Below are 10,105 nucleotides of genomic sequence, written 5' to 3'. Positions count from 1 at the left end.
GCGATCGAAAAGACCTAGAGCCGAACGGTCGTCCGCGCCGGGCTCTCGGCACCTAAGGTGCCAGAGTCGGAAGAGATAAGAGCCGAGCCCATGCTCGGCCGCTGCACGTAAGCCGAGCATGGGCTCGGCTCTACAGGATTGCGTAGCGCTTCAACACCTTTCCCAGCCCACGCCCGTCGCGCACCGTTTCCGCGTGCAGGCCGGCGGCGCGTGCGCCGCGCACATTGGCGAACAGGTCATCGACGAACAACGTGTGCGCAGGCGCCACCTGCAGCACGTCGAGCACGCGCTGGAACACCGCCGGCTGCGGTTTGCGCAGGCCGAAGTCGGCACTGCAGAACACCCGTCCGTGCAGCGCAGGGAACAGGCCCGGCAGCAGCTGGGGCAGCGCCTTCACCATCAGCGCGCCGTTGTTGGTCAGTACTGCCAGCGGCACCTGCAGGTGCTCAAGGCGCTGCAGCACCGCGTGCTGCGGATGGCTGGCGGCCTGTCGTGCGGCGGTCCAGGTCTGCACATCCACGGTGCGGCCCAGCAGTCCGCCAAGGCGTGCCAGATAGGTCGTGCCATCCAGCACGCCGCTGTCGTGTGCCGCTTCCAGCCCACTGCCATACAGCGCCGCCTGCACGGCATCGGCGCTCACGTCCAGCGCCTGCGCCAGATGCAGCACGCGCTGCGCACGCTGGTAATGCACCAGCACGCCATCCACATCGAGCAGCAACAGGTCGATCCGCATGGCCTGAGCATGCCATCGCCGTGGAATCGCGAATACCCCGGCGTGCGCGTGCGACAGACGGTCGCAGCCGGTGGCGCATGGCCCTGCCTAGAATGGTCGGTGAACCCGCAGGAGACGCAACGATGAAGGCTTGGATGGTGGCAGTGGGACTGGGTGCGCTGATGCTGGCGCCGTCGGCGATGGCACGCGTGTGTGCGGTGAGCATCGACAGCACGGACCAGATGAGCTTCAGCACGCGCCAGATCAAGGTGGCTGCCGACTGCAGCGAAGTCGACCTGACCCTGCGCCACACCGGCAAGCTGGCGGCCACGGCGATGGGCCACAACTGGGTGCTGACCCGCACGGCCGACTACCAGCCGGTAGCGATGGCCGGCATGCGCATGACCCTGGCCGACAGCTACCTGCCCAAGGCAGACAAGCGCGTGCTCGCGCACACCAAGGTGATCGGCGGCGGCGAGACCGCGCGCGTGCGTTTCTCGACCAAGGGCCTGCAGAAGGGCGGCGATTACACCTTCTTCTGCTCGTTCCCCGGCCACTTCGCGATGATGAAGGGCAGCTTCGTCTTCGGTTGATGCCGTTTGTAGAGTCGAGCCATGCTCGACTGCACGCGTGCCAACCAAGGTTGGCACCCACCAGATGCGGCAGTGCCAACCAAGGTTGGCACCTACCAGAGCAGGGCTCAGCCCTTGGCGGCCTTGAACGCGATGCGGGCGGCGGCCAGGGTGGCTTCGATCACGGCATCATCGTGTGCGCTGGACATGAAGCCGGCCTCGTAAGCCGACGGCGCCAGGAACACGCCCTGGTCCAGCATCGCGTGGAAGAAGCGGTTGAACGCCGGGATGTCACAGGCGGTGGCCTGTGCATAGGTCTCCACCTTTTCGCTGGTGAAGAACAGGCCGAACATTGCGCCCACGCGGGTGGTGGTCACGGCCACGCCGGCTTCGGCGGCGGCCGCTTCCAGGCCCTCGCACAGGCGCGCGGTGCGTGCGGCCAGGTCGTCGTGGAAGCCCGGCTGCGAGACCAGTTCCAGCATCGCCAGGCCAGCGGCCATCGCCACCGGGTTGCCGCTCAGCGTGCCGGCCTGGTAGATCGGGCCGGCCGGGGCGATCTGCTGCATCAGCTCGCGGCGACCACCGTAGGCACCCACCGGCATGCCGCCACCGATGATCTTGCCGAAGGTGCTCAGGTCCGGGGTGATGCCGTAGTGCGCTTGCGCGCCGCCCAGGGCCACGCGGAAGCCGGTCATCACTTCGTCGAAGATCAGCAGTGCGCCGTACTGCGTGCACAGCGCGCGCAGGTGCTGCAGGTAGCCGTCGCGCGGCGGGATGCAGTTGGCGTTGCCCACCACCGGTTCGATGATCAGGCCGGCGATCTCGCTGCCCTGCGTTTCGAACAACGCGGTGGCGGCGTCGAAGTCGTTGTAGGGCAGGGTCAGGGTCAGTTCGCTCAGGCCGGCCGGCACGCCCGGCGAGGTCGGCACGCCCAGGGTCAGCATGCCGCTGCCGGCCTTGACCAGGAACGAATCACCGTGGCCGTGGTAGCAGCCTTCGAACTTGACGATGCGGTTGCGGCCGGTGGCGCCACGGGCCAGGCGGATGGCCGACAGCGTGGCCTCGGTGCCCGAGTTGACCATGCGCACCATCTCGCAGGACGGCACCAGGCGGGTGATGGTTTCGGCCATGGTCACTTCGGCCGCACAGGGCGCGCCGAAGGACAGACCGTTGTCGATGGCCTTCTTCACCGCCTGGCGCACGGCCGGGTGGTTGTGGCCGACGATCATCGGGCCCCAGGAACCGACGTAGTCGATGTAGCGGTTGCCGTCGACGTCGTACAGGTAGGCGCCATCGGCGCGCTCGACGAAGAACGGCTCGCCGCCGACGGACTTGAACGCGCGCACCGGCGAATTGACGCCGCCCGGCAGCAGCTGCTGGGCGCGGGAGAACAGGGCGTGGGACTGGTCGTGGTTCATGGGGCTTTCCTGGGTGTTACGCGAACTGGGCGAGGAAGGCGCGCTGGGCCGTGACCGGGTCCTGCGCGGCATAGATGCCACTGACCACGGCCACCAGGTCGGCGCCGGCATCGATGATGGGACCGACATTGTCCGGCGTCAGGCCGCCGATCGCCACCCGCGGCACACCCAGTGCGGCGCTTTGCCGCAGCAGGTCGGTGTGGGCGCGGCTGCGGGTGACCTTGGTGGTGGTGGGATGGAAGGCGCCGAAGGCCACGTAGCTGGCGCCGGCGGCCACGGCCGTTTCGGCGTTGGCCAGCTGGTCGTAGCAGGACGCGCCGATGATGGCGTCCGGGCCGAGCAGGGTGCGCGCGCTGGGGATGTCGCCGTCGGTGCCGCCCAGGTGCACGCCGGCCGCGCCCACGGCCTGGGCCAGCTGCGGGTCGTCGTTGATGATGAGCGGCACGCCATGGGCGGCGCACAGCGCCTGCAGGGCGGCGGCCTGTTCCTGGCGCAGCGCGTCGCTGGCGGTCTTGTTGCGGTACTGCAGCCAGGTGGCACCGGCGGCCAGCAGCGGCGCCGTGCGCGCCAGCAGGCGTGCGGTATCGGGTTCATCCGGGGTGATCAGGTAGACGCCGCGGGGCGCCGGGGAAGCAGAAGTCATCGATGGCTACCGGTGAGTGGGCCGCGATGGGACAATGGCGGCCCGTGAATCCAGCCCTGATTATCCGATGAGCGACGCCACCCCCACCACCTTGCGTACCTGGATGTGCGTGGTCTGCGGCTTCATCTACCGCGAAGCGGACGGTCTGCTCGAGGAGGGCATCGCCCCGGGCACGCGCTGGGAGGACATTCCCGAGACCTGGACCTGCCCCGACTGCGGGGTGACCAAGGACGATTTCGAGATGGTCGAGATCGATTGACTCAATGCAACCGCGGCATCGGCCCACCCAGGTCGATCAGCTTTTCGCGCAGCCACTGCGCATCGTTGGCCTCGGGGTTGCGGCGCAGGTACTGGCCCAGGTCGTGGCGGGCGCCGGCCACATAATCCAGCTGCAGGTAGGCCAGGCCCCGGTCGCGCAGGGCATCGTCCTGTTCCGGGGCCAGCTTCAGCAGGCGGTCGGCACTGCGCGCGGCACGGTCCCACTCGCTGGCTTCGGCATACACGCCGTGCAGGTTGCGCAGCATGCGGATGAGGATCGCGCGGGTCGGCGCCGGGTCGAGGATCTGCGCAAGCATCTGGTCGTCCGGGGCCTGCCCGCCGAGGTGTGACTTGGCGCGCTCGCGCAGTTCGTCCACGTCCAGCGGGCGGCCGCCATTGAACGGGTCCATCACCAGCACGCCGTCGTCCACCGGCAGGCGTACCAGGAAGTGGCCGGGGAAGGACACGCCGTCCAGTGGAATGCCCAGGCGCCGGGCGACTTCCATCTGCACCAGGGCCAGCGAGATGGGGTTGCCCAGCCGGCGCTCGAACACCTGGTTGAGGTAGCTGTTGCGCGGGTCGTAGTACTCCTGGTGGTCGCCGCTGTAGCCCAGTTCGTCGAACAGGTGGCGGTTGACCGCGGCCATCTTCAGCGGCCAGCGCTCGATGGTGTCCACTTCCGCGCGCAGGTGGTCGACATGGCTCTGCACCAGCGCGTCGTACACGCCGGGCTGCAGGTCGGGGTATTCATCGCGCGCGATCAGCAACGCGGTCGGCAACAGTGGCAGTGCCTCGTCATCGACGTCGGCCAGTGCATCCCAGTCGGGGAGTGTGATCCGGTCCTGCATGGCCACAGACTGGAGGCAATCGCAGGCGGTTTCAAGCGGTGTGGCGTGAAAAGAACTTCGCCATGAAGAAACGGGGTCGGATCCCTTTCGCATGCGAAAGGGATCCGACCCCGGGTTCCGGCGGCCTTATTTCTCGATGCCCGGGCCGAAGGTCAGCGGGGTGCCGTCCTTCAGCTTCAGCTTCTCGGCCTGGCCGGCGTTGAGCTCCAGCACGTAACGCGCCGGGCCACCGCTGGGGTAGGGCGGGCACATGTCGCCGGCCGAGCACGGCGGCACGTCGCGCTGCTGGCTGACCAGCCTGCGCTCGCTGTCGAAGTACAGGATGTCCAGGGCGATCTTGGTGTTCTTCATCCAGTACGCCTGCATTTCCTCGCGGTCGTGGATGAACAGCATGCCGTTGTCGGCCGGCATCTGGTCGCGGAACATCAGCCCGCGGGCGCGGGTTTCATCATTGGTGGCCAGCTCCACCTGGTAACGGGCGCCGTCCAGCTCCACCCAGTGGCGGGCGGCATCGGTGGCGCAGCCGGTCAGGGCCAGCAGGGGGAGGATCAGCAGCGAGCGCAGCGACATGTCAGCGTCCTTCGGGAAAATCAGAGCACGACCGGCGGTTCGCCGCCGACGATCACCACATCGGCGCGACGGCGCGCAAACAGGCCTACGCAGACCACGCCCGGCAGCTGGTTGAGCTCGCGCTCCAGCTTTTCCGGGTCGGTGATCTCCAGGTTGTGGATGTCCAGGATCTGGTTGCCGTTATCGGTCACCACGCCCTCGCGCCAGGTCGGCTGGCCGCCGGTCATGTCGCGGATCTGGCGGGCCACCAGGCTGCGCGCCATCGGGATCACTTCCACCGGCAGCGGGAACCTGCCCAGCACCGGCACCTGCTTGCTCGGGTCGACGATGCAGACGAAGCGCTCGCTGGCCTCGGCGATGATCTTCTCGCGGGTCAGCGCGGCGCCACCGCCTTTGATCAGGCACTTGTTGGCATCGCACTCATCGGCGCCGTCCACGTACAGCGACAGGCTGCCGGCGTGGTTCAGTTCGATCACCTCGATGCCGTGCTGCTTCAGGCGGGCGGTGCTCTGTTCGGAACTGGACACCGCGCCCTTGATGCGGTGCTGGATGCGGGCCAGGGCATCGATGAAGTAGGCAACGGTGGAACCGGTGCCGACGCCGACGATCATGCCGTCCTGGACGTATTCGATGGCTTTCTCGGCGGCAAGGCGCTTGGCTTCGGACATGGGAGGACTCTCAGGCAGGGAATCAGGATTTCTTTTCGAGCGACAGCAGCAGCTTCCACTGCGCGGCCGTCACCGGGAACACCGACAGGCGGTTGCCCTTGGCAACCAGCGGGAAGCCCTCGCCGAGTTCGTCGGCGTGCAGCTTGATCTCGTCCAGCGCGATCACCTGCTTCAGCTTGCGCTCGAAGCCCACGTCCACCAGCATCCAGCGCGGGTTTTCGCGCGTGCTCCTGGGGTCGTGGTAATCGGACGTCGGGTCGAACTGGGTGTCGTCCGGGTAGGCCGCGCTGGCCACCGTGGCCAGGCCGACGATGCCTGGCACCTTGGTATTGGAGTGGTAGAACAGGATGCCGTCGCCGACCTGCATGCCATCGCGCATGAAGTTGCGCGCTTGGTAGTTGCGCACCCCGTTCCAGGGCTCGACCTTCACCTTGGCCAGGTCATCGATGGAAAAAGCGTCCGGTTCGGACTTCATCAGCCAATAGCGCTTGCGGGCGGTCATGCGTTCACGGGGGCAGCGGAGGGGAACAGGGTGCCGTCTTCGGTGCAGATCGCATCCACCGGCACGTCCCACGACGCCACCGGCAAGGACTCGACCTGCTGCACCGCGAACGCAGCACCGACCAGCCAGGGCGGCGCCGGCCGGTCGTGGCGGAAGGCGAAGCTGCGATCATACCAGCCGCCTCCCATGCCCAGCCGCCGGCACTGGCTGTCAAAGCCGACCAGCGGGGTCACCACCAGCGCCATCTGCGCCGGCTCCAGGGTGTCTTCCAGGGCCACGTCCGGTTCGGGGATGCCGTAGCGGTTGCTGGTCAGCGGCTGGCCGGGACGCCACGGCGCGAAGCGCAGCACCTCGCCGGCCAGCACCGGCAGGCAGTAGGTCAGGCCTTCGGGCAGCTGCAGCTGCCAGCGGTGCAGGGCGATCTCGCCATCCAGCGCCCAGTAGCCGGCCACCGGGCCGGAACGCGGGGCGAAGGGCAGGGCGAGCAGGGCATCGGCCAGCGATTCGGCGGCGGCGATACGCGCGGGCGCGGAAAGATCACGGCGGCGTTGCCGCAGGTCGTGGCGCAGGGCCTGGCGCGGGTCGGTCATGGCAGCGTGCGGCGGGGGAACAGCCGTCATTGTGCCGGAAAGAACAAGGGCGACGCCCGAAGACGCCGCCCTTGCTGGAATATTGCATTCTCCGCAATGTCGATGCATGCGAAACGACCTTGAACCCGGGGGCTCAAGTGGGAACGCTGGAGAACCATCGGGCTTCCCGCTACAAGGCGGACCTGCACTCCCGGCGCTGTCGCGCTCCCGGTGTCGTTCTTAAGGGACAAGGCGAATGTTTGCACATGCCGTCGAGTACCGCAGAGAACGCGTGACCATTATAGCCAGCGCGCAGGATCTGGATAGGCCGTTCGTCGGCAACAGTACGTGCCAATTCAGCTATGAAAAGACGCGATGCGCACGCTCCTCACGTGCTGCTGTCGATCGCGCGGTCAAGGCGCCGGTTCAGATCAGCCAGCGTCTGCTGCAGGGCCAACGCCTGGCGGGCGTTCTCGTCGCGCAGCAGCTGCAGCTCGTGGGCCAGGTTGAGCGCGGCCAGCACGGCTACGCGGTCGACCGCGGCCATCCGGTTGCTGCCACGTATCTCGCGCATGCGCGCATCCAGCAGGCGCGCGGCGGCCATCAGGCTGTCGCGTTCATCGCCACCCACGCCCACCGTGTATTCACGATCGAGGATGCGGACACTGACCGGTTCGGCGCTCATGTGTGCTGCTCCAGGGATTTGAGCCGGCTGATCATCGCTTCCACCCGCGAGCGGGCCTGCTCGTTCTTGGCCAGCAGCGTCGAACGCTCGGTCACCAGCTGTTCCTGCTGATGGCGCAGGCTGCGGTTCTCTTCGGCCAGGCGCTGGTTGCGTTCAAGCAACGCTTCCACGCGGGCGGCGAAGGCCTGCAACTGGGCAAGGGGGTCGGCGGGTTCCATGCCGCACGATAGGCAAGCCGGGCAAGGGCGGTCAAGCGTTGCCGCAGCAGGGCCGGGCCGCCACGAGGAGTACCTGGTTGGGTTGCTACACTACCTGGCTCACGGGCGCGCGCGTGCGCCCTCCGGGTTTCCCTTACGAACGAGCCGCACGATGACCGAACTTCCCTCCGTCGACGACGTTTCCCGCGCCAGCCAGGAACTGGGCCTGGGCGCCACCGCTGCCGAGCTGCATGGCGGCCTGTGCGGCTGGCTGGCCGCCGGCGGCGCCCCCGGCAATGACTGGCCGGCACGCGTGCTGGCCGACGACAATCTGGCCCCGGTGCCGGACGGCAGTGCGCTGGCGCAGCTGCTGGAGGCCACCATCAAGCAGCTGGAAGACCGCGACTTCGCCTTCGAACTGCTGCTGACCGACAGCGACGACGTGGCCGCGCAGGCCGACGCGATGTTTGCCTGGACCCGCAGCTTCCTCGGTGGCTTCGGCCTGGGCAGCGGCGGCCGCCGCCCGACCCTGTCCGAAGAGGGCGAGGAAGCGCTGACCGACATGGCCAGCCTGGCCCGTGCCTCCAGCGAGGATTTCGAGGCTGGTGGCGAGGACGACGACGAAGCCCTGTCCGAGATCGAGGAGTTCATCCGCGTGGCGGTGCTGCTGCTGCACGGTGACGTGGTGCTGGCCGCGCGCCACCGCCAGCGCCTGAACTGATGGATATCAAGCAGCGCACCGGCATCGCGGCCGGCGAGTACAAGCGTCGCCGCCGCCAGCTGATGGACATGGCGGCCGACGACGCGATCCTGGTGCTGCCGGCCGCATCGGAGAAGGTGCGCAGCCTGGATACGCATTACCCGTACCGGCAGGACTCGGACTTCCAGTACCTGAGCGGCTTCCCGGAACCGGAAGCGGTGCTGGTGCTGATTCCCGGCCGCCGCCACGGCGAGGCCATCCTGTTCTGCCGCGAGCGCGATGCCGAGCGCGAAGCCTGGGACGGCGGTCGCGCCGGCCAGGATGGGGCGGTGGCGCAGTACGGCATGGACGATGCGTACCCGATCGACGATCTGGACGACATCCTGCCGGGCCTGCTGGAAGGGCGTTCGCGCGTCTATTACCACTTCGGCCGCGACGCGGACTTCGACCTGAAGCTGATCGGCTGGGTCAACCGCGTGCGCTCGCAGGTGCGCCACGGCGCGCAGCCGCCGCACGAGTTCCTGGAACTGGGCCACCTGCTGCATGAGCAGCGTCTGTTCAAATCCGGTGCGGAAGTAGCGCTGATGCACCACGCCGCGCAGATCAGCGTGCGTGCGCACCTGGCCGCGATGCGGGTGGCGAAGGCGGGCATCCACGAGTACGAACTGCAGGCCGAACTCGAACGCGTGTTCCGCGCCAGCGACGCGGTGCCGGCCTACTGCAGCATCGTCGGTGCCGGCCGCAACGGCTGCATCCTGCATTACCGCGACAACAACGCGCGTTCGCGCGATGGCGAGCTGGTGCTGATCGATGCCGGTGCCGAGTACCGTGGCTACGCCAGCGACATCACCCGCACGTTCCCGGTGAACGGCCGCTTCAGTGCCGAGCAGCGCGCGCTGCACGACCTGGTGGGTGAGGCGCAGGCGGCAGCGCTTGCGCAGGCCAAGCCGGGCGTGGCCTACGAGACCGGTCACCTGGCGGCAGTGCAGACCCTTACCGAAGGCCTGCTGCGGCTGGGCCTGCTGAAGGGCACGCTGGAAAAGAACCTGGCCGAGGGCCTGTACCAGCGCTTCTACCGGCACAAGACCGGGCACTGGATCGGCCTGGACGTGCACGACGTGGGCGACTACCGCCTGGCCGGCGATTCGCGCCTGCTGGAGCCGGGCATGGCCTTCACCATCGAGCCGGGCCTGTACATCGGTGCGGATGACACGACGGTGGAACCGCGCTGGCGCGGGATTGGCATCCGTACCGAGGATGACGTGCTGATCACCGATGACGGCCATCGCGTGCTGACCGAAGGCCTGGCGCGCAGCGCCGACGAGATCGAAGCGGTGATGGCGGGGTAAGGGTTATCGGCAGGGCTTGCAGCCCTGCACCCGCAGACGCAACAGCTGGAGCAACAGCAACAGCGGGCTATCCGTGGGATGGCGGGGCACTGTGGGTTTGCGGGGACGCCGTGAATCCGTACGTGGAGGCTTGGTCGCCGCATCCATGCGGCTCACACCCCGCAAACTCACAGTACCCCGCCTTCGACAGATTCCTGCGGCTGTTGGTGGGTGCCGACCGTTGGTCGGCACATCTGTCAGACATCGAATGAATCATCCACGCATGGCGTGGATCTACTGGCAATTGCGGTTGTTGGTTCGCGCGGCTGTTGGTAGGTGTCGACCTTGGTCGACACGGAGCGAGCGCAGCAAGCGACCCGCTTCTGCTTTTCTTTTTTCTTTTCCGTGGTTGGACGCGGCAGGAAACTGTCAAAG

The 10,105-nt window shown here is 67.7% G+C and carries 14 protein-coding genes and 1 other RNA gene; 4 read left to right on the top strand and 11 right to left on the bottom strand.

Annotation, left to right across the window (positions count from 1 at the left end):
* Nucleotides 1-130 precede the first annotated feature (130 nt).
* Nucleotides 131-733, bottom strand: a complete 603-nt coding sequence (locus DCO49_RS18085; RefSeq protein WP_116865174.1) for an HAD-IA family hydrolase — start codon at nucleotides 731-733, stop codon at nucleotides 131-133.
* Nucleotides 734-855: 122 nt separating this feature from the next.
* Between DCO49_RS18085 and azu the strand changes: the two genes are divergently transcribed.
* Nucleotides 856-1,305 carry an azurin gene (gene azu, locus DCO49_RS18080; protein ID WP_108769889.1) on the top strand — a complete coding sequence of 150 codons (450 nt, stop codon included), beginning with the start codon at nucleotides 856-858 and terminating at the stop codon, nucleotides 1,303-1,305.
* 107 nt (nucleotides 1,306-1,412) lie between these two features.
* Here the strand turns inward: azu and hemL are convergent, their stop codons facing one another.
* Nucleotides 1,413-2,702, bottom strand: coding sequence for a glutamate-1-semialdehyde 2,1-aminomutase (hemL, locus tag DCO49_RS18075; protein WP_116865173.1), 1,290 nt, complete (start codon nucleotides 2,700-2,702; stop codon nucleotides 1,413-1,415).
* A gap of 16 nt (nucleotides 2,703-2,718) precedes the next feature.
* Nucleotides 2,719-3,345 (bottom strand): thiamine phosphate synthase, encoded by a 627-nt coding sequence (gene thiE / locus DCO49_RS18070; protein WP_116865172.1) that lies wholly within the window; start codon nucleotides 3,343-3,345, stop codon nucleotides 2,719-2,721.
* Nucleotides 3,346-3,379: 34 nt separating this feature from the next.
* On the opposite strand from thiE, the gene DCO49_RS18065 reads away from it, so the two are divergent.
* On the top strand, nucleotides 3,380-3,604 hold the full coding sequence (locus DCO49_RS18065; RefSeq protein WP_116865171.1) for a rubredoxin: 225 nt from the start codon (nucleotides 3,380-3,382) through the stop codon (nucleotides 3,602-3,604).
* Nucleotide 3,605: 1 nt separating this feature from the next.
* On the opposite strand, the gene DCO49_RS18060 is transcribed toward DCO49_RS18065, so the two are convergent.
* The 8 genes from DCO49_RS18060 to DCO49_RS18025 all read right to left on the bottom strand — a co-directional run bounded on the left by DCO49_RS18060 (nucleotide 3,606) and on the right by DCO49_RS18025 (nucleotide 7,663).
* Entirely contained in the window at nucleotides 3,606-4,451 is an 846-nt protein-coding gene (locus tag DCO49_RS18060) for a SirB1 family protein (RefSeq protein ID WP_116865170.1), read from the bottom strand.
* 126 nt (nucleotides 4,452-4,577) lie between these two features.
* Nucleotides 4,578-5,021 (bottom strand): DUF192 domain-containing protein, encoded by a 444-nt coding sequence (locus DCO49_RS18055; RefSeq protein ID WP_116865169.1) that lies wholly within the window; start codon nucleotides 5,019-5,021, stop codon nucleotides 4,578-4,580.
* 20 nt (nucleotides 5,022-5,041) lie between these two features.
* A complete protein-coding gene (gene rpiA, locus DCO49_RS18050) occupies nucleotides 5,042-5,689 on the bottom strand; it encodes a ribose-5-phosphate isomerase RpiA (RefSeq protein WP_116865168.1) in 648 nt (215 codons plus the stop codon).
* A gap of 22 nt (nucleotides 5,690-5,711) precedes the next feature.
* Complete coding sequence (locus tag DCO49_RS18045; protein WP_116865167.1) at nucleotides 5,712-6,191, bottom strand: EVE domain-containing protein; 480 nt, start codon at nucleotides 6,189-6,191, stop codon at nucleotides 5,712-5,714.
* Nucleotides 6,188-6,781: a 5-formyltetrahydrofolate cyclo-ligase gene (locus DCO49_RS18040; protein WP_116865166.1), complete on the bottom strand. Its 594-nt coding sequence runs from the start codon at nucleotides 6,779-6,781 to the stop codon at nucleotides 6,188-6,190. The genes DCO49_RS18045 and DCO49_RS18040 overlap by 4 nt, the downstream gene beginning before the upstream one ends.
* Before the next feature lie 84 nt (nucleotides 6,782-6,865).
* Nucleotides 6,866-7,051, bottom strand: a non-coding RNA gene (ssrS, locus tag DCO49_RS18035) — 6S RNA.
* Between the two features lie 97 nt (nucleotides 7,052-7,148).
* On the bottom strand, nucleotides 7,149-7,445 hold the full coding sequence (locus tag DCO49_RS18030; RefSeq protein WP_116865165.1) for a cell division protein ZapA: 297 nt from the start codon (nucleotides 7,443-7,445) through the stop codon (nucleotides 7,149-7,151).
* On the bottom strand, nucleotides 7,442-7,663 hold the full coding sequence (locus DCO49_RS18025; protein WP_108769879.1) for a TIGR02449 family protein: 222 nt from the start codon (nucleotides 7,661-7,663) through the stop codon (nucleotides 7,442-7,444). Before DCO49_RS18025 ends, DCO49_RS18030 begins: the two co-directional genes overlap by 4 nt.
* 151 nt (nucleotides 7,664-7,814) lie before the next feature.
* Here DCO49_RS18025 and DCO49_RS18020 point away from each other — a divergent pair, with 151 nt between their 5' ends.
* Together DCO49_RS18020 and DCO49_RS18015 are read left to right on the top strand one after the other, a co-directional pair.
* Complete coding sequence (locus tag DCO49_RS18020; RefSeq protein ID WP_116865164.1) at nucleotides 7,815-8,363, top strand: UPF0149 family protein; 549 nt, start codon at nucleotides 7,815-7,817, stop codon at nucleotides 8,361-8,363.
* Nucleotides 8,364-8,368: 5 nt separating this feature from the next.
* A complete protein-coding gene (locus DCO49_RS18015) occupies nucleotides 8,369-9,691 on the top strand; it encodes an aminopeptidase P N-terminal domain-containing protein (RefSeq protein ID WP_116865175.1) in 1,323 nt (440 codons plus the stop codon).
* Nucleotides 9,692-10,105 lie beyond the last annotated feature (414 nt).

Source organism: Stenotrophomonas sp. SPM (assembly GCF_003105135.1).
In the GTDB taxonomy this organism is placed as follows: domain Bacteria; phylum Pseudomonadota; class Gammaproteobacteria; order Xanthomonadales; family Xanthomonadaceae; genus Stenotrophomonas.
The sequence above is the reverse complement of the archived record's forward strand: the minus strand, read 5'-3'. Positions and strand labels throughout refer to the sequence as shown.

Coding starts and splice junctions, on each gene's coding strand:
- DCO49_RS18085 (WP_116865174.1), bottom strand. CDS start 733: ATGCGGATCGACCTGTTGCTGCTCGATGTGGATGGCGTGCTGGTGCAT.
- azu (WP_108769889.1), top strand. CDS start 856: ATGAAGGCTTGGATGGTGGCAGTGGGACTGGGTGCGCTGATGCTGGCG.
- hemL (WP_116865173.1), bottom strand. CDS start 2,702: ATGAACCACGACCAGTCCCACGCCCTGTTCTCCCGCGCCCAGCAGCTG.
- thiE (WP_116865172.1), bottom strand. CDS start 3,345: ATGACTTCTGCTTCCCCGGCGCCCCGCGGCGTCTACCTGATCACCCCG.
- DCO49_RS18065 (WP_116865171.1), top strand. CDS start 3,380: ATGGCGGCCCGTGAATCCAGCCCTGATTATCCGATGAGCGACGCCACC.
- DCO49_RS18060 (WP_116865170.1), bottom strand. CDS start 4,451: ATGCAGGACCGGATCACACTCCCCGACTGGGATGCACTGGCCGACGTC.
- DCO49_RS18055 (WP_116865169.1), bottom strand. CDS start 5,021: ATGTCGCTGCGCTCGCTGCTGATCCTCCCCCTGCTGGCCCTGACCGGC.
- rpiA (WP_116865168.1), bottom strand. CDS start 5,689: ATGTCCGAAGCCAAGCGCCTTGCCGCCGAGAAAGCCATCGAATACGTC.
- DCO49_RS18045 (WP_116865167.1), bottom strand. CDS start 6,191: ATGACCGCCCGCAAGCGCTATTGGCTGATGAAGTCCGAACCGGACGCT.
- DCO49_RS18040 (WP_116865166.1), bottom strand. CDS start 6,781: ATGACCGACCCGCGCCAGGCCCTGCGCCACGACCTGCGGCAACGCCGC.
- DCO49_RS18030 (WP_116865165.1), bottom strand. CDS start 7,445: ATGAGCGCCGAACCGGTCAGTGTCCGCATCCTCGATCGTGAATACACG.
- DCO49_RS18025 (WP_108769879.1), bottom strand. CDS start 7,663: ATGGAACCCGCCGACCCCCTTGCCCAGTTGCAGGCCTTCGCCGCCCGC.
- DCO49_RS18020 (WP_116865164.1), top strand. CDS start 7,815: ATGACCGAACTTCCCTCCGTCGACGACGTTTCCCGCGCCAGCCAGGAA.